19 protein-coding genes and 1 pseudogene are annotated in these 24352 nt (G+C 50.7%); 16 read left to right on the forward strand and 4 right to left on the reverse strand.

The features are described 5' to 3' along the window. Position 1: 1 nt before the first annotated feature. Together gltB and Q9O24_00595 are read right to left on the reverse strand one after the other, a co-directional pair. Positions 2-4640: pseudogene (gene gltB / locus Q9O24_00590) on the reverse strand (glutamate synthase large subunit). Positions 4641-4918: 278 nt separating this feature from the next. Then, the gene (locus Q9O24_00595; protein MDQ7073676.1) at positions 4919-5383 is read right to left on the reverse strand and encodes a rhodanese-like domain-containing protein; all 465 of its coding nucleotides are present in this window, start codon (positions 5381-5383) and stop codon (positions 4919-4921) included. Between the two features lie 228 nt (positions 5384-5611). Between Q9O24_00595 and cmoB the strand changes: the two genes are divergently transcribed. Both cmoB and Q9O24_00605 read left to right on the forward strand, forming a co-directional pair. Then, on the forward strand, positions 5612-6583 hold the full coding sequence (gene cmoB, locus Q9O24_00600; GenBank protein ID MDQ7073677.1) for a tRNA 5-methoxyuridine(34)/uridine 5-oxyacetic acid(34) synthase CmoB: 972 nt from the start codon (positions 5612-5614) through the stop codon (positions 6581-6583). Between the two features lie 75 nt (positions 6584-6658). Next, on the forward strand, positions 6659-8284 hold the full coding sequence (locus Q9O24_00605) for an ATP-binding protein (protein MDQ7073678.1): 1626 nt from the start codon (positions 6659-6661) through the stop codon (positions 8282-8284). 9 nt (positions 8285-8293) lie between these two features. Here Q9O24_00605 and ispG read toward each other — a convergent pair whose 3' ends face one another. Next, positions 8294-9526, reverse strand: a complete 1233-nt coding sequence (gene ispG, locus Q9O24_00610) for a flavodoxin-dependent (E)-4-hydroxy-3-methylbut-2-enyl-diphosphate synthase (GenBank protein ID MDQ7073679.1) — start codon at positions 9524-9526, stop codon at positions 8294-8296. Between the two features lie 150 nt (positions 9527-9676). On the opposite strand from ispG, the gene grpE reads away from it, so the two are divergent. From grpE to Q9O24_00675, 13 genes are all read left to right on the forward strand, one after another. After that, positions 9677-10312, forward strand: a complete 636-nt coding sequence (gene grpE, locus Q9O24_00615; protein MDQ7073680.1) for a nucleotide exchange factor GrpE — start codon at positions 9677-9679, stop codon at positions 10310-10312. Positions 10313-10414: 102 nt separating this feature from the next. Beyond that, positions 10415-12340, forward strand: coding sequence for a molecular chaperone DnaK (gene dnaK, locus Q9O24_00620; protein ID MDQ7073681.1), 1926 nt, complete (start codon positions 10415-10417; stop codon positions 12338-12340). Positions 12341-12449: 109 nt separating this feature from the next. Further along, positions 12450-13595 carry a molecular chaperone DnaJ gene (gene dnaJ, locus Q9O24_00625; protein ID MDQ7073682.1) on the forward strand — a complete coding sequence of 382 codons (1146 nt, stop codon included), beginning with the start codon at positions 12450-12452 and terminating at the stop codon, positions 13593-13595. Positions 13596-13743: 148 nt separating this feature from the next. Then, positions 13744-14544, forward strand: coding sequence for a 4-hydroxy-tetrahydrodipicolinate reductase (gene dapB / locus Q9O24_00630; protein MDQ7073683.1), 801 nt, complete (start codon positions 13744-13746; stop codon positions 14542-14544). Between the two features lie 24 nt (positions 14545-14568). Next, positions 14569-15510, forward strand: a complete 942-nt coding sequence (gene fabD, locus Q9O24_00635; protein MDQ7073684.1) for an ACP S-malonyltransferase — start codon at positions 14569-14571, stop codon at positions 15508-15510. 2 nt (positions 15511-15512) lie between these two features. After that, the gene (gene fabG / locus Q9O24_00640) at positions 15513-16253 is read left to right on the forward strand and encodes a 3-oxoacyl-ACP reductase FabG (GenBank protein ID MDQ7073685.1); all 741 of its coding nucleotides are present in this window, start codon (positions 15513-15515) and stop codon (positions 16251-16253) included. Positions 16254-16386: 133 nt separating this feature from the next. Continuing rightward, entirely contained in the window at positions 16387-16623 is a 237-nt protein-coding gene (gene acpP / locus Q9O24_00645) for an acyl carrier protein (protein MDQ7073686.1), read from the forward strand. 117 nt (positions 16624-16740) lie between these two features. Then, entirely contained in the window at positions 16741-17979 is a 1239-nt protein-coding gene (gene fabF, locus Q9O24_00650; GenBank protein ID MDQ7073687.1) for a beta-ketoacyl-ACP synthase II, read from the forward strand. Between the two features lie 10 nt (positions 17980-17989). Then, on the forward strand, positions 17990-18796 hold the full coding sequence (gene pabC, locus Q9O24_00655; protein ID MDQ7073688.1) for an aminodeoxychorismate lyase: 807 nt from the start codon (positions 17990-17992) through the stop codon (positions 18794-18796). Between the two features lie 9 nt (positions 18797-18805). Then, positions 18806-19843, forward strand: a complete 1038-nt coding sequence (gene mltG, locus Q9O24_00660; GenBank protein ID MDQ7073689.1) for an endolytic transglycosylase MltG — start codon at positions 18806-18808, stop codon at positions 19841-19843. A 5-nt stretch (positions 19844-19848) separates the two neighbouring features. Continuing rightward, the gene (gene tmk, locus Q9O24_00665; GenBank protein MDQ7073690.1) at positions 19849-20481 is read left to right on the forward strand and encodes a dTMP kinase; all 633 of its coding nucleotides are present in this window, start codon (positions 19849-19851) and stop codon (positions 20479-20481) included. After that, positions 20478-21470, forward strand: coding sequence for a DNA polymerase III subunit delta' (gene holB / locus Q9O24_00670; GenBank protein MDQ7073691.1), 993 nt, complete (start codon positions 20478-20480; stop codon positions 21468-21470). Before tmk ends, holB begins: the two co-directional genes overlap by 4 nt. A gap of 19 nt (positions 21471-21489) precedes the next feature. After that, the gene (locus Q9O24_00675) at positions 21490-21837 is read left to right on the forward strand and encodes a PilZ domain-containing protein (GenBank protein MDQ7073692.1); all 348 of its coding nucleotides are present in this window, start codon (positions 21490-21492) and stop codon (positions 21835-21837) included. Here Q9O24_00675 and Q9O24_00680 read toward each other — a convergent pair. Next, positions 21832-22770, reverse strand: coding sequence for a YiiX/YebB-like N1pC/P60 family cysteine hydrolase (locus tag Q9O24_00680; protein ID MDQ7073693.1), 939 nt, complete (start codon positions 22768-22770; stop codon positions 21832-21834). The genes Q9O24_00675 and Q9O24_00680 overlap by 6 nt on opposite strands. A 291-nt stretch (positions 22771-23061) precedes the next feature. On the opposite strand from Q9O24_00680, the gene glyA reads away from it, so the two are divergent. Next, a complete protein-coding gene (gene glyA, locus Q9O24_00685) occupies positions 23062-24318 on the forward strand; it encodes a serine hydroxymethyltransferase (protein MDQ7073694.1) in 1257 nt (418 codons plus the stop codon). Positions 24319-24352: the final 34 nt, after the last annotated feature.

The raw sequence follows: 24352 nt of genomic DNA on the forward strand, positions 1-24352 counted from the left end.
CTTAGCGTCCTCCCTTAGAGACGTGATTACTGGTCTGTTGGTACTGCATGTCGAGCAAAGCGCGGCGATAATCCACCGGCATCACTTTGACAAATTTGGGCAGATAGGCTTCCCAGTCGTTGAGGATCTTCTCTGCCACAGCACTGTTGGTGTAGTGTTTGTGCTGCTCGATCAACTGCTTCAGGCGCTGGGCATCAAAACGGGTCATGTCGTGGCTGAGATCCACTTTGCCGTGGCTTTCCAGATCGCCGCCTTGGTGATCGAGTGCTTCCAGAGCGTCATCTTCTTCCGCAATGGGTTCCAGCTCCACCATGGACATATTGCAGCGTGAGGCAAAGGTACCGGCTTCATCAAGCACGTAAGCGATGCCGCCAGACATGCCAGCAGCGAAGTTTCGTCCGGTTTCACCCAGCACGACGACGATGCCGCCGGTCATGTATTCGCAGCCGTGATCGCCAACGCCTTCCACTACGGTGGTTGCGCCGGAGTTGCGTACCGCAAAGCGTTCACCGGCCACACCGCGCAGGAAGCACTCGCCTTGCACGGCGCCATAGAGCACGGTGTTACCGGCGATGATGTTTTCTTCAGCGATGAGGTTGGATTCTGCTGGTGGGTAGATCACCAGACGGCCACCGGAGAGGCCTTTGCCGACGTAATCGTTGCCTTCTCCAGCGAGCTCAATGCTGACCCCTTTGGCGACAAAGGCACCAAAACTCTGTCCGGCGGTGCCTTTGGCTTTGATGTGAATGGTGTCATCGGGCAGACCGGCGTGACCGTAACGTCGAGCGACCTCACCGGACAGCATGGTGCCGAAGGTGCGGTTGGTGTTGCAGATCGGTGTTTCGATCTGTACTGGGGTGCCGTTTTCCAGCGCCGCTTTGGCTTCTTCGATCAATTTGTGGTCGATGGCTTTGTGCAGGCCGTGGTCTTGGCTTTCGTTGTTGAACAGCGAGACCCCAGCGGCGGCTTCCGGTTTGTAGAAGACGCTGTCGAAATTCAGACCCTGTGCTTTCCAGTGGCTGATCGCTTTGCGGGTGTTGAGTAGATCGGAGCGACCGATCATCTCGTTCATGTTACGGAAACCGAGCTGCGCCATCAGTTCGCGAATCTCTTCGGCGACCATGAAGAAGTAATTGATGACGTGTTCTGGTTTGCCGGTAAAGCGTTTGCGCAGTTCAGGGTCTTGAGTAGCAATGCCGACAGGGCAGGTGTTGAGATGGCATTTACGCATCATCAGACAGCCTTCGACGATCAGTGGCGCGGTGGCAAAACCGAATTCATCGGCTCCCAGCAGCGCGCCGATGACCACATCTCGACCGGTGCGAATGCCGCCGTCTACTTGGACCGCAACCCGACCGCGCAGTTTGTTCATCACCAAGGTCTGGTGGGTTTCCGCCAGACCCAGCTCCCAAGAGCTGCCCGCGTGTTTGATTGAGGTCAGTGGTGAAGCACCGGTGCCGCCGTCGTAGCCGGAGACGGTGATGTGATCGGCATGGGCTTTGGCAACCCCTGCGGCCACCGTGCCGACACCCACTTCGGAGACCAGTTTGACGCTGACGCGCGCTTTGGGGTTGACGTTTTTCAGATCGTGGATCAGTTGTGCCAGATCTTCAATGGAGTAGATGTCATGGTGCGGTGGCGGTGAGATTAGCCCCACGCCCTGAGTGGAGTGACGTACCCGCGCAATTTGGGCGTTGACCTTGTGGCCCGGCAGCTGACCGCCTTCTCCGGGCTTGGCTCCCTGTGCCATTTTGATCTGAATGTCGTCGGCGTTGACCAAGTATTCGGTGGTGACTCCAAAACGCCCCGAGGCGACTTGTTTGATCGCCGAACGCATGGGGTTCATGCTGCCATCGGGCAGAGGGTTAAACCGTTCGGGTTCTTCGCCGCCTTCGCCGGTATTGGATTTACCGCCGATTTTGTTCATCGCAATGGCCAGTGTTGAGTGCGCTTCCATAGAGATGGAGCCAAAGGACATTGCGCCGGTGACAAAGCGTTTGACGATCTCTTTGGCCGGTTCGACTTCATCCAGAGGGAGGGAGTTGTCGGCAAATTGGAACTCAAACAGGCCACGGAAGGTGAGCAGGTTTTCGCTCTGTTCGTTGATCAGGCGAGCGAAACTCTTGGTAGCTTTTCGCATCGTTGGCGCGGGTGGCGTATTGCAGTTTGGAGATGGTGTCGGCAGTCCAGATGTGATTTTCACCGCGCAAACGCACGGCGTAATCGCCGCCTACATCAAGGTGCTTGTTGTAGATAGGGTTGTTGCCATAAGCGTTGCTGTGCCACTTGATTGCTTCTGCTGCCACTTCCAACAGGCCAATGCCTTCGATGTGGGTGCTGGTACCGCGAAAGTAGTCGTGGACAAAGGCGCTGTTGAGGCCAACGATGTCGAAAATCTGTGCGCCGCAGTAGGATTGATAGGTGGAGATGCCCATTTTGGACATGACTTTCATCAAACCTTTGCCCACCGCTTTGATGTAGCGTTTTTGCGCTTCATCGGCGCCGATGTCGTTGGGTAGATCGCTCATCTGAGTCAGGGTTTCAAACGCGACGTAGGGGTTGACCGCTTCGGCTCCGTAACCGGCCAAAGTGGCGAAGTGATGCACTTCACGTGCGGCACCGGTTTCGATGACTAAGCCGGTTTCGGTACGCAGCCCTTTGCGGATCAGATGTTGATGTACTGTTGAGGTGGCCAGCAGAGCCGGAATGGCAATGTTCTCCTGATTCACGTTGCGGTCGGAGAGGATCAAGATGTTAAAGCCACCTGTAACCGCCGTTTCGGCTTTTTCACAGAGCAGTTCCAGTGCGCCCTGCATTCCGTTAGCACCCAGATCGACGCTGTAGCAGATGTTGAGGGTTTTGGTTTTGAACGCCCCACTGGTGTGATCTTCAATGCGGCGAATGCGTTCCAGATCGGTGTTGGTTAACACCGGTTGGCTTACCTCTAATCTCATGCCTTGGTTTTGACTGCCATCGGCCAGACCGAGCAAATTGGGGCGTGGGCCAATCAAGGAGACCAAGGACATCACAATTTCTTCCCGAATCGGGTCGATGGGTGGATTGGTCACTTGGGCAAAGTTCTGCTTGAAGTAGTTGGCCAGAGGTTTGGCTTGGCTGGAGAGCACTGCGGGTGGGTTGTCGGAACCCATTGAACCAATGGCTTCTTGGCCACTGCTGGCCATGGGCAGCAGCAAGAATTTTAGATCTTCCTGCGTGGTACCAAAGGCTTGCTGTTTGGCCAGCAGAGTGGCGGCATCCGGTGCCATTGGGCCGACCTCTTCTGGCAGCGTGTCCAGTGAGATTTGATCCTGCTGTAGCCACTTTTGATAGGGTTTTTTCTTTGAGAGAGTGGATTTAATCTCTTCGTCGTCGATGATGCGACCTTCTTCCAAGTCAATGAGGAACATTTTCCCTGGTTGCAGTCGCCATTTTTTGACAATCTTCTCTTCAGGAAAGGTCAACACGCCCATCTCTGAGGCCATCATGACGGTGCCGTCGTCGGTGATCAAATAACGCGCCGGACGCAGACCATTGCGATCCAAGGTTGCGCCAATTTGACGACCGTCGGTGAAGGCGATGGCGGAAGGGCCGTCCCACGGTTCCATCAAGGCGGCGTGGTACTCATAAAACGAGCGTCGCGTTTTTTCCATTAAGTCGTTGCCCGCCCACGCTTCTGGGATCAGCATCATCATGGCATGGGAAAGGGAATAACCGCCCATTACCAACAGTTCTAGGGCGTTGTCGAAACAGGCCGAATCGGACTGACCTTCGGAGATCAGTGGCCAGAGTTTGTTCAGATCGTCGCCCAGTAGATCGGACTGCATGGAGTGACGACGAGCGGCCATCCAGTTGACGTTGCCCTGCACGGTGTTGATTTCGCCGTTGTGAGCGATCATGCGGAAGGGCTGTGCCAGATCCCAAGTGGGGAAGGTGTTGGTGGAAAAACGCTGATGAACCAAGGCCAGCGCTGAGGCCATTTTGTCGTTTTGCAGGTCGAGGTAATATTCGCCCACTTGATTGGAGAGCAACATGCCTTTGTAGAGGATCACGCGGCTGGAGAGGGAGATTAGGTGAAAATTGTCCAGACCAGAAAGGCTCGCTTGGCGAATGCTGTGTTCTACTTGTTTTCGAATCACGAACAGTGTGCGTTCAAAGGCGGCTTGATCGGCGCAGTTTTCTCCACGGCCAATGAAGATTTGGCGAATAAAGGGTTCTGTGGGCAGCACCGATTCACCGAGGCCGTGATTATCTACCGGCACATCGCGCCAGCCGAGTAGGTGTTGGCCTTCGGCGGCAACGTATTCGGCGATGGTGGCTTCGCAAAAAGCACGGGCTTTCTCTTCTTGCGGGGCGAAGATCATGCCGACGGCGTAGTCTCCTTCGCTGGGCAGCTCAAAATTGACCACGGAGCGTAGGAAGTCATCGGGGATCTGAATCAAGATGCCTGCACCGTCACCGGCACGAGGGTCTGCGCCAACCGCACCGCGATGGGTTAAGTTGTGCAAAATTTCCAGACCTTGCTGGACGATGGTGAAACTTTTCCGACCTTTGATGTCGGCTACAAAACCGACACCACAGTTATCATGTTCGTTACGAGGGTCGTATAACCCCTGTTTGGGTGGCAATTTACCTACGCTCATCTTAGACCTCATTCATCTAATCATCCGTTGTTTGGCGGATTTTCGCTCGTTGTTATCAAGTATTGGAACCCGTTTTCTAGGGGCTCGAACAGAACCGTGCAGGATACCTTAGAACGCTTTGTTATCCCACCAAGAAAATTTCCCTTAAGCCCTCTGTCTTTGTGAAAAAGGTGAATAAAATATTTTGTTGTTCAGGTCGCAGCGTCGTAGGGCGGCACTAACCCCTATTGATTCCCGCCTTCGCGGGAATGACGAGCGAAAAATCAGCTGTTAAATTGTTACTTCGGTGACCTCTGTTCAGGACGCAGCATGGAGCGGAAAAATTCATCGGCAGCGTCAATGTCCACCTCGTTACCCTGTTGGTCTATCAGCGGCAGTTCGTAGTCGTTCCAGCCGCGCAGGCCGGTTTTGAGGGAGAAGACCTTTTGATAACCGAGCTGGTGGAGGGTGAGGGCGGCCAACACACTGCGATTGCCGGAGCGGCAAAGCACCATCACGTCGCGGTCTCGCGCTTCGACCAGTTCGGGCAGGGTGTCGTCGTAGTCGTATTCGCAGGCGCTTTCTAAAATGCCTCGGGGAACCCAGAGGGAGTCTTTGATGTGCATGGCGTGGTATTCGTCGGCTTCACGCACGTCGAGCAGCAGCGGTTTTTCCGTTTGTTGCAGTTGTTCTTCCAGATCCCAAGGAAAGAGTTCTTTGACGTTGTGGAGGGCTTCGTTGACCAGATCGGTAAAGCGTTTCATGGGGTGATCCTTAAAGACGGCAAAATTAGAGGGTAGTGAGGAAGATCGGTTTGGTGTTTCATATTTTAACGTAATCAAGGGATTTGTAGATACCAAGGGAGTGAGTTTTAAATGCCGGATCGAGGCGGATTTGCTCTTGCTTGTTTTTTGGCGCACTGCCCTTTGGTTACTGCGCCCTACAAAATGATAAAATCGTGATCCACACAATGGATAAAAAAAAGAGCCGTTATGATTCCCGATTACCGACCGTTTTACGCCTTAGTTAAAAATTCCATCTTGGCGGAGTGGCTGCCCACTCTGCCCAAACAGGTGGAGTCGGCGTTTGATCCGCAGCGTCACGGTGATCTATCGCAGTGGTTGCAGGCGATTCATGATCTGCCTGATGTGATGACAGAGAGACGGGGATTGAACCGCTCAAGCGTGAGCGTGGGGTTGAGGCAGGAGCTAACCTCGGAACAGTTTTTGAGGTTGGAAAGGGCTTTGAGGCAGTTGCACCCGTGGCGAAAAGGACCGTTTGAGCTGTTTGGGCTGCCAATTGAGACCGAATGGCGGTCTGATTGGAAATGGGATCGTTTGCAGTCGTTTATTGCACCGCTGAAAAATCGCACCGTATTGGATATTGGTTGTGGTAACGGTTATCACTGTTGGCGCATGGCGGGTGAGGGGGCGAGTTTGAGTGTCGGCATTGATCCGAGTTTGCGTTTTGTGATGCAGTTTTGGGCGCTGCAACGTTACATTAACAATCCGGCGGTAACGGTTTTGCCCTTGGGGGTGGATGACCTGCCGGAGTCGATGGCTTTTGATACGGTGTTTTCTATGGGGGTGCTTTACCATCGTCGTGCGCCAATTGATTTTTTGCAGAGACTTAAATCATGTTTGCGTCCAGACGGTGAGCTGGTGTTGGAGACTTTGGTGATTGAGGGGGATGAACAGCAATTGCTCATTCCTGAGGGGCGTTACGCCAAGATGCGTAACGTTTGGTTTATTCCCAGTGTGTTGATGCTGGAGCGAATGTTGCGCCGCTGCGGTTATAAAAACGTGCGTACCGTGGATCTTTCGCCTACGACGGTGTTGGAGCAGCGCAGTACGGATTGGATGCGCTTTCACTCGTTGGTGGATTTTTTAGACCCTAATGATCATAACTTGACCGTGGAAGGTTATCCTGCGCCAAAACGGGCGGTATTGATCGCTAACGCTTGATTTTTTAGTGGCATTCAGCTTGCATTAAGGATTTTCACTCTGGGTTATGAGTGGCTGAATATCATGGTGGTGCAGGTGCAAGAAGAAGTCACCTTGAAGCGTATGCCTACTGGTTTTGTTCTGGGTGTGGTGATCGTCTGTCTTTCACCGTTTGTATTGACTTTGCTGGGTTTTGATTTTGGCAATCATGCTCAAAAGTTGGTTTGGTCTGAACTACCACAACTGACGGCAACAGAGCAGACGAACGCGCTGTTTTATCGTCTGCCGGGTGCCTTTACCCACGCTCTGTTGGAATGGACGGCCTTTTGTGCCGCGCTGTTTACCGTGTTGTTGGCGTTTAGTCAGTTTCGAATGAGCGGTGATGTTACTACCCCGATTATCGGCATGGCGCTTTTTTGTGCGGGCAGTATGGATGCGTTTCATACCTTGGCGGCGGCGCGTTTGATCGAAGCCAATGCGGCTAATCAGGATTTAATCCCCTTTACTTGGGCTATTTGTCGTATTTTTAATGCTTTGATTATGATTGTTGGGGTGGGGCTGTTTCTGGGCAAGGGGGTGCAGTATCGCCGCTTTGGTACGCCTTTTTTGCTGCTGGTGTCGTTGCTGTTTATTTTATTGGCGTACGGCATTATCAGTTACTGTGCGCATTCGGACATCCTGCCGCAGACGCAGTACCCTGATAACTTTATTACCCGCCCTTATGATCTGATACCGCTGCTGCTGTTTGCTTTTGCCGGTCTTTACCTTTACCCCAAGTTTTACCGACAACAACCGAGTCTGTTTGCGCATGCGTTGATTATCAGCGCGATTCCTGAAGTGGTGGTTCAATTGCATATGGTGTTTGGTTCGGCGGCGCTGTTTGACCATCATTTTAACATTGCTCATTTTTTGAAGATTGTCGCTTATGTGGTGCCGATGCTGGGGTTGACTCTGGATTACATTCGTACCTATCAAGAGCAGCAGCGCAGCGCAGCGGCTTTGGATGAGATGAATAAAAAGTTGGCTCACTCTAACGCTGAATTGGCAACGTCCAATGCTGAACTGGAGCAGTTTGCCTATATTGCTTCACACGATTTGCAGGAGCCGCTGCGTACCGTCACCAGCTTTTTGCAGTTGTTGCAGAGCGATACGGACACCAAGGTAAGTCAAGATGGGGAAAAGTACCTCAGTTTTGCTATGGAGGGCAGTGCTCGAATGAAATGTTTGGTGGAAGGTCTGCTGGATTTTTCTCGATTGGGTTCGTCTCAAACGGATTTACAGCGGGTGGACAGCGCGGCGGTTGTGCAAACGGTGTTGCAGGATCTCGAAGTGTCGATTAGAGATGGGGCGGCTCAGATTGAGGTGGGACGACTGCCGATGGTGCACGCGGATAAACATTTGCTCTATCAATTGTTGCAAAACCTACTGGCCAATGCGCTTAAGTACCGTTCTGATCAATCTAAAATTCATATTAAGGCGGAGTTGTTTGAAGAGCGTTGGCATTTTTCGGTGCAGGATAACGGCATCGGTATGGAGCAGAAACACCATGAGCGTATTTTCCAAATTTTTCAGCGTTTGCACGGCCAGAATGAGTATTCTGGGGTGGGCATTGGACTGGCGATGTGCAAAAAAATCGCGGAACGCTTGGGTGGCCAGATTTGGGTGGAGTCGGAGTTGGGGGTCGGCTCCACCTTTTTCTTTAGTCTTGCAGCGGTACGTTAATGGTCTGGTTTATGATTTGCCGTAGCGTTTTTGTACGTATTGATCAATCAGTTGTTGAAATTCGGCGGCGATGTTGTCGCCTTTTAGAGTGACGGTTTTCGCGCCATCTTCGTAGACTGGGGCGACGGGTCGTTCACCGGTGCCGGGCATACTGATGCCGATGTTGGCCAGTTTGCTTTCACCAGGGCCGTTGACCACACAGCCCATTACCGCCACATTCATGCTTTCAACGCCCGGATGGTTTGTTTTCCAAATGGGCATCTGTTGGCGCAGGTAGTCTTGGGTTTGCTCAGCTAGGCTTTGAAAAAAGGTGCTGCTGGTGCGCCCACAGCCAGGGCAGGCGATCACCATCGGGGTGAAGGCGCGTAGGCCGAGGGATTGCAAAATTTCCTGGCCTACGATCACCTCTTGAGTGCGTTTGCCGTTCGGTTCGGGGGTTAGGGAGATGCGAATGGTGTTGCCGATGCCTTCGTTGAGCAGCACCGCCAGAGCAGCGGTGGAGGCGACAATGCCTTTGGAACCGATGCCCGCCTCGGTCAGACCCAGATGCAGGGCGTAGTCGCAGCGCTGTGCCAGATCACGGTAGACGGCGATCAGATCTTGTACGCCGCTCATTTTGCACGAAAGGATGATCTTGTCTTTACCCAGGCCGAGCTCTTCGGCCTTTTGGGCGCTCTCCAGTGCCGAGGTGACCACCGCTTCGCAGTTGATTTGGTGCAGGCTTTTGGGCTGTTCAGCTTGGGCGTTTTTATCCAGTAGGCGGGCGAGAAGTTCTTGATCAAGGCTGCCCCAATTGACCCCGATGCGCACCGGTTTGTCGTATTGAATGGCGAATTCAATCATGGTGGCAAACTGTTCATCACGGCGCTTGCCGCGCCCGACGTTGCCAGGATTGATGCGGTATTTGTCCAGTGCTTGCGCGCACTCGGGGTGTTTGGTGAGCAGTTTATGACCATTGAAATGAAAGTCGCCGACGATGGGTACGTCACAGCCCATTTTAGCCAGCTGTTGTTTGATCTCGGGTACGGCTTTGGCGGCGGCTTCGGTGTTGACCGTGATGCGCACCAGTTCGGATCCGGCGTTGGCCAGTTCGACGATTTGGGCGGCGGTGCGAATCACATCGACGGTGTCGGTGTTGGTCATGGATTGTACTACTACGGGGGCATCACCGCCGATTTGAACGTTGCCGACCATGACACTGTGGCGTGTTGGGTGTGAGTTTGTAGGTTGAGTTTGGGACATAATGATTTTAAGGCTGGCTGGGAGAAAAGGATATAGTAGCTTTTTTTGCTGCAATGATCACTCGGGTATTGAATTTTCTATTTTGACCCCTATTATCCCTTTTTGTTTTATGGTCTTAATAAATAAAAGTGAGCGAGGTTATCTGAAGCGATGTCTATCGAAGGTGTACCAGAAGATTCAGAACAGCAGGGCAATGCAGAGCAGCAGAGTGCCGCTGCGGACGAGAACAGCGCGCCTATCAGTGGTGATGTGCTTGAAGAGGAGGTTCCTGAGCTAAGCAATGAGACAGAGGGCAATGGGTCGGTCAGTCGTGAGATTTTTACCACGGTAACGGAAGAGCTAGAGAAGACTCGATTAGAGGCAACGGATTATTGGAATCGTCTGTTGCGGATGCAGGCAGAGATGGAAAACATGCGCAAGCGCAATCAACGGGCTTTGGATAACGCGCATAAATATTCATTGGAAAAATTTTCTGCTGAGTTGTTGGGTGTGGTGGACAGCTTGGATTTGGGTTTGCAAGCGGCTAAAAAAGAGGGGTCCGATGTGAAGCACATTGTTGAGGGCACAGAGTTGACCTTGAAAATGTTTTTACAGACCTTGGATAAGTTTGACATCGAAGAGGTCAATCCTCTGGGTGAAAAATTTGACCCTGCGTTGCATCAGGCGATGGGCATGTTGCCCGCTGCGGAAGGCATCGAAAGTAATACGGTGATCACTGTGATGCAGAAAGGCTATCAGTTGCATGAGCGTCTGTTACGCCCTGCTTTGGTGATGGTGGCAAAATAAGAGTATCAATCCCCTTGAATTTGCATCAACTGCCTATAACTAATGCAGTAGAGATTTTTCGGGTTTTAATTTTTTAGGTTTCAGAGTGTTGGAGAAAGAATAATGGGCAAAATTATCGGTATTGATTTGGGCACTACAAATTCCTGTGTGGCCATTATGGAAGGCGACACCCCTAAAGTTATTGAAAACAGTGAAGGGGATCGCACCACACCCTCTATTGTTGCGTTTACGGACGATGACGAGGTGATTGTGGGTCAATCGGCCAAACGTCAAGCGGTGACAAACCCTCAGAACACGTTGTTTGCGGTTAAGCGTTTGATTGGTCGTCGCTTTGAAGAAGATGCGGTGCAAAAAGACATTAAGCTGGTGCCGTATAAGATTGTTAAAGCCGATAACGGTGACGCTTGGGTGGAAGCGCAAGGTAAAGCGATGGCTGCGCCTGAAATTTCAGCTCGCGTTTTGCAGAAGATGAAAAAGACCGCTGAAGATTATCTCGGCGAAGAAGTGACCGAAGCGGTCATTACCGTACCGGCTTATTTCAACGACTCCCAGCGTCAAGCCACCAAAGATGCCGGTCGCATCGCCGGTCTGGATGTAAAGCGCATCATCAACGAGCCTACCGCTGCGGCGTTGGCTTACGGCATGGATAAAAAACGCGGCGACAAAACCATCGCGGTTTATGATCTGGGTGGCGGTACCTTTGATGTTTCTATCATTGAGATTTCTGAGGTTGACGGCGAACATCAGTTTGAAGTGCTTTCTACCAACGGAGATACCTTCCTTGGTGGTGAAGATTTTGACATGCGCATCATTGATTACCTCTCCGATGAATTTAAACGCGACACGGGCATTGATCTGCACAACGACCCTTTGGCGTTGCAACGTCTGAAAGAAGCGGCAGAGAAGACCAAAATCGAGCTCTCTTCCAGTCAGCAGACGGAAGTGAACTTGCCTTACATTACTGCGGATGCCTCGGGTCCGAAACACCTTAACTTGAAAATGACCCGCGCTAAGCTGGAGTCACTGGTTGAAGAGTTGGTGCAACGTACCATCGGGCCTTGTCGTACTGCGCTGCACGATGCGGGTTTGAGTGTCGGTGAAATTGACGACGTTATTTTGGTCGGTGGTCAAATTCGGATGCCGATGGTGCAATCGGTTGTTGAAGAGTTTTTCGGCAAAGAACCCCGTCGTGATGTGAACCCAGATGAAGCGGTGGCCATTGGTGCTTCCATTCAAGGTGGTGTGTTGGGCGGTGATGTTAAAGACGTTCTGTTGTTGGATGTGACCCCTCTCTCGCTGGGCATTGAAACCCTCGGTGGTGTGATGACCAAATTGATCGAGAAAAACACCACCATTCCTACCAAAGCCAATCAGGTGTTTTCTACCGCAGAAGACAATCAGAGTGCGGTGACCGTGCATGTGATGCAGGGTGAGCGTGAAATGGCGATGCACAATAAATCATTGGGGCGTTTTGATCTCGGTGATCTGCCCAGTGCGCCACGGGGTGTGCCACAGATCGAAGTGAATTTTGACATTGATGCCAACGGCATCTTAAACGTCTCTGCTAAAGACAAGGCGACGGGCAAAGAGCAGTCCATTGTTATTAAAGCCTCCAGCGGTCTGTCGGATGATGAAATTGATGCGATGGTGCGCGATGCTGAAACCCATGCGGAAGAAGATCGCAAGATGAAAGAGCTGGTGGAAGCCCGTAACCAAGCGGACTCGCTGATTCATTCTTCAGCTAAATCGGTGGTTGATCTGGGTGATAAAGTCACTGCTGATGAGAAGAAAGAGATTGAAGAGGCCAGTGAAGCGCTGAAAGCGGTGATGGACAGCGACGATAAATTGGTGATTCAAGAGAAAACCGAAGTGTTGGCAACGGCCTCTTCAAAACTGGCTGAGCGCATTTACGCCCAGCAGGCCGAAGCGGAAGCGGCGGGTGGTGATGACGCTGCTGGTAACGACGCAAACAACGCAGATGACATTGTTGATGCGGAATTTGAAGAAGTGAAAGACGAGAAAAAATAATCGTCTGAAGAAGCTTCGAGTGAAAGGTAAGCGCCCGTTGCAGCTGAAAACGTAACGGGCGTTTTTTTGTGGTGAAAAGCCACACAGTTTTGATAAAAGGCGTGACGTGATGTCAAAACGTGATTATTACGAGGTGCTTGGGGTACAAAAAAATGCCACTGACCCTGAGTTAAAAAAAGCCTATCGGCGCTTGGCGATGAAATATCATCCGGATAGAAATACCGATGATAAGAGCGCCGAAGATAAGTTTAAAGAAGCCAAAGAGGCTTTTGAGATTCTAAAAGATTCGCAAAAGCGAGCGGCCTATGATCAATTTGGTCATGCAGGTGTGGACTCCTCTATGGGGGGTGGCCCTGGAGCCGGTGCTGGCAATTTCAGTGATGTTTTCGGCGATGTTTTTGGCGACATCTTTGGCGGCGGTCGTGGTGGAGCGGGTGGCGGTGGCCAACGTTCCTATCGTGGTTCTGATCTGCAATACAATCTGGAGATCAATCTGGATGCGGCCGTTGCTGGTACCACGGTTAAAGTCAGTGTGCCGACCATGGTGGGTTGTGAACCCTGTGATGGCAGCGGGGCGAAAAAGGGCAGCAAACCACAAACGTGCCCAACCTGTAACGGCATGGGTCAGGTACGCATGCAGCAGGCCTTTTTCTCCGTTCAGCAGACCTGTCCCTCTTGTGCTGGTAACGGTCAGGTGATCCAAAACCCTTGCGACAGTTGTCACGGTTCTGGGCGGCGGCAAGAGACCAAGACCTTGTCGGTTAAAATACCTGCTGGTGTGGACACCGGTGATCGCATTCGTCTTTCGGGCGAAGGTGAAGTGGGTGAAAACGGCGGTCGAGCTGGAGATCTCTATGTTCAATTGTCGGTGAAAAAACACGCGATTTTTGAACGTGATGGCAGCAATTTGCTCTGCGAAGTGCCGATCAACATCGTTACCGCTGCTTTGGGGGGTGATCTCAATGTGCCAACTTTGAATAATAAGGTGAAACTCAAGGTGCCTTCGGGTACGCAGACGGGCAAAGTGTTCCGTGTGCGCGGTAAGGGTGTTAAGCCGGTTCGTGGTGGTGACGTGGGTGATCTGCTCTGTCGAGTGAAGGTGGAGACCCCGGTTCACTTGACTGCTGGGCAAGAAGAACTGTTGCGTAAATTTGGCGAGACCTTGCATCTAAGCAGTGGCGGTGATCGTCACAGTCCTCAAGAGCACGGCTTTATTGCTAAGGTGAAAAAGTTTGTGGATGACCTAAAAGGTTAATCACGTCAGTACGGCTTTTTCAGCCAAGTGGACTTTGGGCAAAGTGGTGAATTTCACCCCTTTGCCTTTTTATTGCCCCTAAGTCTGGCCTCTGGGCTGATTTGCGATATAATCGCGCTGGTTTTCTGTCGTTAGGAATTAAAAATAGATGACGAATCGAGTTGCCGTAATCGGTGCTGCTGGGCGAATGGGGCGCAATCTCATTGAAGCCGCTTTAGAGCACAATGACATTCAATTGGCCGTTGCCACAGAACATCAGGGGCACGATGCCTTGGGTATTGATGCTGGTCTGCTGTTGGGGCGTGCAGCGTTGCAGGTACCACTCTGCTCTGATTTGGCTTTGGCGGCCGACTTTGAGGTGGCGATTGATTTCACTCGTCCTGAAAGTACCTTGGCGACGCTGGAGTTTTGTCGTCAAAACGGCAAAGCGATGGTCATTGGTACCACCGGTTTTTCTGATGCAGAAAAAGCGCAGATTCAGCAAGCGGCCACGCAGATTCCGGTGGTGTTTGCGCCCAATATGAGCGTTGGGGTTAATGTGACTCTGAAATTGTTGGCGATGGCGGCCAAAATTTTGGGCGATGAATACGATGTGGAGGTGATTGAAGCGCATCATCGTTACAAAGTAGACGCGCCTTCGGGTACCGCGCTGAAAATGGGCGAAGTGGTGGCGGAGGCTTTGGGGCGTGATTTGAAAGAGTGTGCGGTTTACGGTCGTGAAGGTCGCGGTGAAGAGCGTGACAGTAAAACCATTGGTTTTGAGACCATTCGTGCCGGTGACATCGTTGGGGATCATACGGTGATGTTTGCCACCTTGGGTGAACGGGTAGAGATTACTCACAAAGCCTCCAGTCGTATGACCTTTGCTAGCGGTGCGGTGCGGGCGGCGGCGTGGTTAAAAGATCGGCCTGCGGGTTTGTACGACATGCAAGATGTGTTGGGTTTATAAATAAAAATAAATGCTTGGGATAACATTATGAAAATCGCGGCGGTATTTCCGGGACAAGGTTCCCAATCAGTGGCCATGTTGGCTGATCTGGCAGCAAGTCATGCAGAGGTTCAAGCAACCTTTGCTGAGGCATCACAGCGGCTGGATTACGATCTCTGGCAGTTGGTGCAAGAGGGGCCAGTAGAGAAACTGAATCAGACCGAATTCACTCAACCGGCCATGTTGGCTGCTGGGGTGGCAACGTATCGAGTGTGGAGGGCGACTGGGGGTGCAGAGCCTGAATTGTTGGCCGGTCACAGTTTGGGAGAATACAGTGCTCTGGTGGTGGCGGGTGTGTTGTCACTGGCGGATGCGGCTTGGTTGGTTTCTGAGCGTGGTCGTTTGATGCAGTCGGCGGTTCCCGCAGGCAAGGGGGCGATGGCGGCCATTTTGGGCTTAAGTGATGAACAGGTGATTGAGGTTTGTCGCGCCGCAACGCAAGGTGAAGTGGTGGAAGCGGTCAATTTCAATTCCAGTGGTCAGGTGGTGATTGCTGGTCAAACCGCCGCTGTTGAACGGGCCATGAGTGGTGCAAAAGAGGCGGGTGCTAAACGTGCCCTGCCGTTGCCGGTCAGTGTGCCGTCACACAGCAGTTTGATGACTGGCGCGGCGGATCAGTTGGCGACGTGTTTTGCACAGATCGAATTTTCGGAACCCAAAATTCCGGTATTGCAGAACGTCACTGCTGAAGCAGCCAGCGATTTGGAGACTTTGAAGGGTGCGCTAAAACAGCAACTTTTCAGTCCGGTGCAGTGGGTCAAGTGTGTGCAAAATTTGCAAGCCGCCGAAGCGGATGTGCTGCTGGAATTGGGGCCAGGTAAGGTATTGACCGGCTTGGCAAAACGCATTGATCGTCGTTTTGCTTCGTTTGCGGTAGCCGATACCGCGACTTTAGAAAAAGCCTTAACCCATTGCAAAGGAGAATAATGATGTTGGAAAAACAAATTACGTTGGTTACCGGTGCCAGTCGTGGCATCGGCAAAGCCATCGCGTTGTCCTTGGCAAAACAGGGCGCGTTTGTGATCGGCACAGCAACCTCTGATGCTGGAGCTGAGGCGATCAGTGCATATTTGACTGAGGCTGGTGTTGATGGTGTGGGTAAAAAGCTCAATGTGACCGAGCCAGAGAGCATCACCAACCTGGTTACTGAGATCACTAAGCAGTACGGTGCGGTGACGATCTTGGTCAATAATGCGGGTATCACCCGCGATAATCTTCTTTTGCGGATGAAAGAGGCCGAATGGGATGATATTTTACAGACTAATCTCAGTTCGATTTTCCGCGTCAGCAAAGCCTGCATGAAAGGGATGATAAAGGCGCGCAAAGGACGTATCATTAACATCGCTTCGATTGTCGGTGTGACGGGCAATCCTGGGCAGGCGAATTATGCTGCTGCGAAAGCGGGCATGATCGGTTTTGCTAAGTCGATGGCGCAGGAAGTTGGTGCGCGTAATATTACCGTGAATACCATCGCACCTGGGTTTATTGATACGGATATGACTCGGGCGTTGTCAGAGTCGCAAAAAGAGGCATTATTGGTTAAAATCCCGCTCAAACGGTTGGGAGAAGCCGATGAAATTGCCCATGCAGTGACCTTTTTAGCTTCACCACAAGCGGGTTATATCACTGGCCATACGTTGCACGTCAACGGCGGCATGCATATGAATTGATTTTTTTGGTGAACACGTAACGATTTTGTTTCTGGAGTTTGGTACTGCATAAATCCACTGGATTGCAGGGTTCGAACTCTCTAAAATAGCCAAGCTGTAACATGCAGCTTTAGAATTCTGGAGATTGATTGAAATGAGCAGTATTGAAGAGCGGGTCAAGAACATTGTTGTAGAACAGCTCGGTGTGAAAGAAGATGAAGTGACCAATGTTGCGTCATTTGTTGACGATCTGGGTGCAGATTCACTGGACACTGTCGAGTTGGTGATGGCACTGGAAGAAGAGTTTGAGTGCGAAATTCCCGATGATGATGCGGAAAAAATTACCACCGTTCAACAAGCAATTGATTACGTTTCTAAGAACTTAGATTAAGTTCGATTGTTTGATCCATACGGTATTTAGATTTCAAAACCGCCTTTGTGTTAGTCACAATGGCGGTTTTGGTATTTTAGAGATTATAATTCTATTTTTTAGTGGGGAGACAAGGTCGTGGCGAACAGACGTGTTGTAATTACTGGGCTGGGTATTGTTTCCCCAGTGGGAAGTACAGTTGATAGTGCTTGGGAAAATATTTTGGCAGGGCGTTCAGGGGCGGCTCCAATCAGCCATTTTGATGCGTCTGATTTTTCGGTGCGTTTTTCAGCGCCGGTGAAAGAGTTTGATGTGACCCAATACTTGCAGAAAAAAGAGATTAAAAAGATGGATCTCTTTATTCATTACGGGATGGCAGCGTCCATTCAGGCCTTTGAAGATTCGGGTATTGAAGTGACCGAAGAGAACTCTGAACGCATTGGGGTGGCGGTGGGTTCAGGTATCGGTGGTTTGCCGTACATCGAAGCGCAGCGGGCGGTGTATGAAAAAAAGGGGCCGCGTAAGGTTTCACCTTTCTTTGTACCGGCAACCATCATTAATATGATTTCGGGGAATCTTTCCATTCGTTACGGTTTGAAAGGGCCGAACATTGCCATTGTGACCGCCTGTTCTACTGGCACTCACAGCATCGGTGATGCGGCGCGTTTGATTGAATACGGCGATGCCGATGTGATGGTGGCCGGTGGAGCTGAGATGGCCTGTTCGCCGCTGGGTTTGGGTGGTTTTGCTGCGGCGCGGGCACTCTCGACCCGTAACGACGATCCGACCACCGCCAGCCGTCCTTGGGATAAAGACCGCGATGGTTTTGTTTTGGGTGACGGTGCTGGTGTGTTGGTGCTGGAAGAGTACGAACACGCCAAAGCCCGTGGCGCAAAAATTTACGCAGAAGTGACCGGTTACGGCATGAGTGGGGATGCTTATCATATGACCATGCCCGCCAAGAACGGTGACGGTGCGCGTCGTTGTATGCGTAACGCGATGAAAAACGCGGGGCTGAATCCCGATCAGGTGGATTACATCAATGCTCATGGCACCTCAACGCCTGCCGGTGACATTGCTGAAACCCAAGCGATGAAGGGTGCATTGGGCGATCACGCCTACAAAGTGGCGGTCAGTTCAACCAAATCCATGACCGGTCATCTTTTGGGGGCTGCCGGTGGCATTGAGGCGGTCTTTACTACTTTGGCCATTCGGGATCAAGTGGCTCCGCCGACGATCAATATCTTTAACCAAGATCCAGAGTGTGACTTGGATTACGTGCCCAATACCGCCAGAGAGATGAAGATCGATCACGCGCTCTCCAACTCCTTCGGTTTTGGGGGTACCAACGGTACCCTGATTATGAGTAAGATCTAGCGGTTTTCGTATGTCAACGCTGGTTAACGGTGATCTAACAGAGTCCATCAGTGCTCTGGATCGGGGGCTGGCGTACGGTGATGGTCTGTTCGAAACGGTTGCGGTTCGAGCAGGTCAGCCGTTGCTCTGGTCAGCGCACATTGAACGGCTGCTTCTCGGTTGTTCGCGTCTAAAAATTACTCCTCCCAATGTCAAACAGCTTTGCTTAGAAGCAGAACAGCTTTGCCAACAGGATGATGGGGTTTTAAAAATAGTCGTGACCCGTGGAGTGGGTCGTCGAGGTTATGCGCCTTTTGATTGCGAGCCAACCCGTATTGTTTCTTTTGCCAAGCAGCCTAGAAGAGAAATAAATGCACCGGCAAGAATACGGGTCAGACTCTGTCAAAGTCGTCTGTCAATTAATCCGCAGTTGGCAGGAATCAAACATCTTAATCGTCTGGAGCAAGTTTTGGCGCGTGCCGAATGGGACGATGATCGGATTGCAGAAGGTATCATCTGTTCTGTTGCCGGTGAGGTGATTGAAGGTGTGAGCAGTAATCTATTTGTAGTGCAAGATGGGGTGTTGTTAACGCCTGATTTGAGTCAATGTGGGGTTGCCGGTGTAATGCGAGCACAGGTTATTCAGGAAGCAAAAAAAATGGACGTGAAGTGCCAAATCAGCCAAATCACTCTTAATGACTTGCACCAAGCCGATGAAGTGTTGCTGTGCAACAGTCTGACGGGCATTCGAGTGGTGAAACAATGTGAAGGGTTGGTTTGGCCTCAGGTGGGAGAGATCAGCCAGCAACTTTGGCAGCAATTGAGGCCATATTGGTGAGGGGCAAACATGTTGAAAAAAATATTACTCTTGTTATTGGGTCTCTTTTTGCTGGCAGCGGCTGCATTGGCGTATCTGGCTTGGGATCTGGATCAGTTTTTAAATCGGCCTATTGAGGCGGAAAAAACCTTTGTTTATCAAGTGAGATCCGGTGCCACGGTGCGGGGTATTGAAGATGAATTTGTGCGCATGGGGGTGTTGTCGCGTTCCCACTATTTTTCCTCTTATGCGCGTTATTTTGGGTTGGCAGAAAAGATTAAAAAGGGTGAGTACCAAGTTGAAGTTCACTTAACTCCACCACAATTGTTGGATCTGTTGGTCTCGGGCAAAGTGATTCAATACAGCTTGACCTTGGTGGAAGGCTGGAATTTTAAACAGATGATGAGTGCTGTAGATAATAATTCCATTCTGGAACACGAACTGAAAGGCTTAAGCAAGAAAGAGATTATGCAGCGTTTGGGTTATGCCGGTGTGCATCCAGAAGGGCGCTTTTATCCTGATACTTATGCGTTTACGCGTGGCACATCGGATCTGAGCTTTTTAAAGCGCAGTTATAACAAAATGTCCTCGGTATTGGAGCGTGAGTGGCAAAAACGGCAGAAAAAGTTGCCGCTCAAAAGCGCTTACGAGGCGTTGATTTTGGCCTCAATTGTGGAGCGAGAGACCGCTGCTGTTCAAGAACGACCCAAAATTGCCGGGGTATTCATTCGCCGTCTGCGTAAAAAAATGCGCCTTCAGACCGATCCAACGGTAATTTATGGCATGGGAGATCGATACGATGGCAACATTCGCCGTCGTGATCTGACAGCCGATACGCCTTACAACACCTACACCCGCAGCGGTTTAACCCCCACGCCCATTGCCATGCCCAGTGGTGATGCGATCAGAGCGGTTCTGCATCCAGATGAGGACGGTTCGCTCTACTTTGTTGCTAAAGGCGATGGCAGTGGTGAACATGATTTTTCCAAAACCTTAATTGAGCACAATAAAGCGGTGGCACGTTATCTGAAACGGCTGCGTCAAAATCGGCGTAAAAACAAGAAGTGATCTTTATGCAACAGGCTAAATTTATCACGCTGGAAGGCATTGAAGGGGTGGGGAAATCGAGTAATTTGATTTTTCTCTTGCAGCTGCTCAAAGAGAAAAGTATTCCTTTTTGCCAGACCCGCGAACCTGGAGGAACCCCTTTAGGAGAGCAGTTGCGAGCGCTGTTGTTGGCTCCAACTGGGTCGAGCATGGGCAGCAATACGGAGTTGTTGTTGATGTTTGCCGCCCGTGCCGAGCATCTACACGCTTTGATTCAACCGGAACTCAAAAAAGGTAACTGGGTGGTTTCGGATCGTTTTACCGATGCCAGTTACGCCTATCAAGGCGGTGGTCGTGGGGTTTCAAAACAGCGTATTTTAGCGTTAGAGTCGTGGTTGCAAGAGGGGTTTCAGCCTGATTTGACCTTGTTATTGGATGCGCCACCTGAGGTGGGTTTGGCGCGGGTACGCCAGCGCGGCGCTTCGGATCGTTTTGAGCAAGAGCAGGTGAGTTTTTTTCAGCGGGTGCGTGAGGCCTATTTAGAGCGTGCAGAACGAGAGCCTGAGCGTTTTCGAGTGATCAATGCGGATCAGCCTTTGCTTGCGGTGCAAGCGGAAATTAAAGCGGTTTTGATGCCCTTTTTAAGCCGTGCTGTATGAGCGAACTGTATCCTTGGCTACAAACCCCTTGGGATCGGCTTTGGCAGCGTCACAGCACTTCTGGTCTGCCTCATGGCATACTGCTATTGGCACCGTTTGGCTGCGGTAAAATGGCCTTTTCGGAGTACCTTGCGCAGGCTCTGCTTTGTTCGAACGGAAAAACGTCGGGTGCGGCTTGCGGTGGCTGTCGTTCTTGTCAGTTGTTTGAGGCGGGGAATCACCCCGATCATCATCTTGTGGAGCCTGAACAGGTAGGTAAGTCGATTAAAATCGATCAAATTCGCAAGTTGTGTCGGGATTTGGAATTAACCGCGCAGTTTTCAGGGTATAAGGTTGCTGTAATAACAGCGGCGGAGAGCATGACAGAGGCGGCTTTTAACAGCTTATTAAAAACCTTAGAGGAGCCGAGCAACAATACTCTGTTACTGCTGCTCTGTTCGCAACCGGCGCGTTTACCAAAAACAATAATCAGTCGCTGCGAAACGTTCTCTTTGCCATTGCCTGACTCTCAGCAGGCGCTGAATTGGCTTATCGGAGAAGTTGGGGAGAGAACACAGGAGGAGTTACTTTTGGCTCTCTCTTTGTCCTTTGGTGCGCCGTTGTTGGCAAAAAAGGCACTGCAAGATGAGCATCTGGATGAACGTCGTGCGCGCTTGTCTCGCTATCAAGCGCTGTTTGCTGGGCGTGAAAATCCGGTTCAATTGGCTGCGCTTTGGAAGGAGGTTTCTCAAGCGAAGCAGGTGGTGTTTGAACTGCGCTCTTGGGTTTCGGATTTGATCCGTTTGCGTTTGTCTGCTGTTGCGAAAATCGAGAATCTGGATTGTAAAAGAGAGTTGCTTGTGCTGGCAGAGTCGTTAGACTTGAAGTCTCTCTACCGCTACTCTGATCGTTTGCAGTCGGTCTTCAGAGAGGGGGAGAGCAGTATGAATCCGCAAACGGTACTTGAAGAGCTGTTGATTGTTGCCACTGAACTGGTTCGTAGACGTTAAACTGAATAGGGGTTAAAGAATGAGCAGTCAAGGTCGCCAAGGCATTTTGTCGCTGACAATTAAAGAGAAAAGTGCGCTCTACTCGGCTTACATGCCCTTTGTGAAAAACGGCGGTCTGTTTGTGCCGACGGATAAGTTTTACAATTTAGGCGATGAGGTCTTTATGCTTTTGACCCTAATGGATAACAAAGAACGTCTACCTGTGGCGGGTAAAATTGTTTGGGTCACCCCAGTGGGTGCGCAGGGTAATAAAACGGCGGGCATCGGGGTAAAATTCAGCGATCAGGACAATGGTTCAACCCGAGATAAAATCGAGACCTATTTGGCCGGTGCTTTGGGCGCAGATCGCCCAACTCATACCCTATAAACCGATTTTTAGTGCTTTTAGCTTGGCTAAGATGGCGAAGCGATGGCTGCCTTCTTGCTCGGATTTCTGCCGGTAGTGATGGCTTAGTGTTCTTGATCTGGTTGGTTTGAGCAGTACTTCTTCCAGTGAACTTTCTGAATCATTATAAATAACCCCTTCCTCGTTCCAAGGCAGTTTCCGATAGAGTGCCAAATCATCAAACTCAAAGACCGGGTATTTGATGATGTCAAAGTAAGGTGAATAATCGAAGTCTCTGGGAGTGAAGAGGCGAAAATTGCGTCGATAGAATTTGATATGTCCCTGTTCATTGCGCAGCACGGGTAGCACAGGGAAACGGACGCTGGCAAAAGCTTGTGCAATCAGCGCTGAACAGACGGTGCGAGTGGGGGTACCGATGTGATGTGAAAACAGGCTGGAGCGATAGCGACGTGGCAAAATATTGTAAGGAAATAGAAAACGCGCCAGATCCAGCAGCTGGCGAACGTCGTAATCCAGCCCGAGATTGGCGATCAGATGGTTGACCACATATTGTGAATCTTGGCGAGAGAGCCCTTTAGGCCGACAAATACGCAGGTGTTCGTTTTCATAGCTGTTTAGCGGTCGAATGACCGTGCCTTCCCCCAGCAACGCTTCAATAATCAACTGCTCATCCGGTTTGGCGGGGTAGTGTTTTTCAATTAAGCCTCTCATTTCGGGTGCATCAATGTCGTGTAAACGGCCAATGTAGAGTGCTGAGTGCGTCCAAGAGCTTAAGGTAATGCATTTGATGACTTCGCTGACACGGCTGCGCCCTTCAACCAGCAGCACATCCCCTGGACGAATCTCGTAACTGAGGCGTTGATAATCGGACAGAGGCGGCTGTGTGTTGGGTTTTTCATCATTGAGCCATGATATGGCACGATTCCAGATCCATGTTTTGATATTAAAGCTCATTAGACAGACTCCCTTTTTGTATCTCTTTTTAAATAGAAGGCTGTAATGTTGTCGAAGTTCCTAAAAAATTATTATTATCACATAATGTATATTATGTTAAATAATAACCAAATATAATACCACCTCAAGAAATCCAAAAAGAACGTCAACACGCAATAGAAAAAATCAAAGATACTTATTTGAAGCATTCAATTTAGCCTTATCGATTCAAGAAAGCCGTGCAGCGACTAATGACTTTAAGTATAATCCAGCGCCATTCTTACACACATTACCTACCTTGAGACGATTGCCATGTTTTCAAAAAATATGAGTATTTCCGGTTACGACGACGCACTGTTTTCTGCCATTCAAGATGAAGCTCAACGCCAAGAAGAGCACATCGAACTGATCGCCTCAGAGAACTACACCAGTCCTAGAGTCATCGAGGCACAAGGCACAGTACTGACCAACAAATACGCTGAAGGTTATCCTGGTAAACGCTATTACGGCGGCTGTGAGTTCGTTGATAAAGTAGAGCAGTTGGCTATTGATCGCGCCAAAGAGCTGTTTAACGCCGACTACGTCAATGTGCAACCACACTCAGGTTCACAAGCCAACTCGGCGGTGTACATGGCTTTATGCCAACCTGGAGACACCATTTTGGGCATGAGTCTGGCGCACGGCGGCCACTTGACCCACGGCGCGAAACCGAGCTTTTCAGGCAAAATTTACAACGCCGTGCAATACGGTTTAAACCCTGAAACCGGTGAAATTGATTACGCCGAAGTGGAACGTTTGGCCAAAGAACATAAGCCCAAAATGATCGTGGCTGGTTTTTCTGCTTACTCCCGCATTGTTGATTGGCAGCGTTTTCGTGACATTGCCGATGCCGTTGGTGCTTATCTGTTTGTGGATATGGCACACGTTGCCGGTTTGGTTGCGGCGGGTCTCTATCCGAATCCTGTTCAGATTGCTGATGTCACCACCACCACCACGCACAAAACGTTACGCGGTCCTCGTGGCGGTCTGATTTTGGCCAAAGCCAATCCCGAACTAGAGAAAAAATTCAACTCAGCGGTGTTTCCTGGTGGGCAGGGTGGTCCTCTGATGCATGTGATTGCCGCTAAAGCGGTGGCGTTTAAAGAAGCACTTGAACCTGAATTTAAAACCTATCAAGAAAACGTGATTAAAAACGCACAAGTTATGGCCAACGTCTTTATTGATCGAGGTTACGATGTGGTTTCTGGTGGCACAGACGATCATCTTTTTTTAGTCAGTTTTATCAAAGCCGGTCTGACGGGGCGTGATGTGGACAAATGGCTCGGAGCCGCCCACATCACCGTTAATATGAATGCGGTACCAAACGACCCTCAATCCCCGTTTGTCACCAGTGGTATTCGAGTCGGTACTCCTGCGGCCACCACTCGCGGCTTTGCTGAAACTGAATGCGCTGAATTGGCCGCGTGGATGTGTGACATCATCGACAGCAAAGGCGATGAGGCAATTATCAGCTCGGTGCGTGAAAAAGCCGCCAAGCTTTGTGCCGCTTTTCCTGTTTATGCAGCGTAGCAAATAAATAAATTCCCGCCTAGTCGGGAATGAC

The organism is Gammaproteobacteria bacterium, from assembly GCA_030949385.1.
In the GTDB taxonomy this organism is placed as follows: Bacteria; Pseudomonadota; Gammaproteobacteria; order JAUZRS01; family JAUZRS01; genus JAUZRS01.

Coding starts and splice junctions, on each gene's coding strand:
- Q9O24_00595 (MDQ7073676.1), bottom strand. CDS start 5,383: ATGAAACGCTTTACCGATCTGGTCAACGAAGCCCTCCACAACGTCAAA.
- cmoB (MDQ7073677.1), top strand. CDS start 5,612: ATGATTCCCGATTACCGACCGTTTTACGCCTTAGTTAAAAATTCCATC.
- ispG (MDQ7073679.1), bottom strand. CDS start 9,526: ATGTCCCAAACTCAACCTACAAACTCACACCCAACACGCCACAGTGTC.
- grpE (MDQ7073680.1), top strand. CDS start 9,677: ATGTCTATCGAAGGTGTACCAGAAGATTCAGAACAGCAGGGCAATGCA.
- dnaK (MDQ7073681.1), top strand. CDS start 10,415: ATGGGCAAAATTATCGGTATTGATTTGGGCACTACAAATTCCTGTGTG.
- dnaJ (MDQ7073682.1), top strand. CDS start 12,450: ATGTCAAAACGTGATTATTACGAGGTGCTTGGGGTACAAAAAAATGCC.
- dapB (MDQ7073683.1), top strand. CDS start 13,744: ATGACGAATCGAGTTGCCGTAATCGGTGCTGCTGGGCGAATGGGGCGC.
- fabG (MDQ7073685.1), top strand. CDS start 15,513: ATGTTGGAAAAACAAATTACGTTGGTTACCGGTGCCAGTCGTGGCATC.
- acpP (MDQ7073686.1), top strand. CDS start 16,387: ATGAGCAGTATTGAAGAGCGGGTCAAGAACATTGTTGTAGAACAGCTC.
- pabC (MDQ7073688.1), top strand. CDS start 17,990: ATGTCAACGCTGGTTAACGGTGATCTAACAGAGTCCATCAGTGCTCTG.
- mltG (MDQ7073689.1), top strand. CDS start 18,806: ATGTTGAAAAAAATATTACTCTTGTTATTGGGTCTCTTTTTGCTGGCA.
- tmk (MDQ7073690.1), top strand. CDS start 19,849: ATGCAACAGGCTAAATTTATCACGCTGGAAGGCATTGAAGGGGTGGGG.
- holB (MDQ7073691.1), top strand. CDS start 20,478: ATGAGCGAACTGTATCCTTGGCTACAAACCCCTTGGGATCGGCTTTGG.
- Q9O24_00675 (MDQ7073692.1), top strand. CDS start 21,490: ATGAGCAGTCAAGGTCGCCAAGGCATTTTGTCGCTGACAATTAAAGAG.
- Q9O24_00680 (MDQ7073693.1), bottom strand. CDS start 22,770: ATGAGCTTTAATATCAAAACATGGATCTGGAATCGTGCCATATCATGG.
- glyA (MDQ7073694.1), top strand. CDS start 23,062: ATGTTTTCAAAAAATATGAGTATTTCCGGTTACGACGACGCACTGTTT.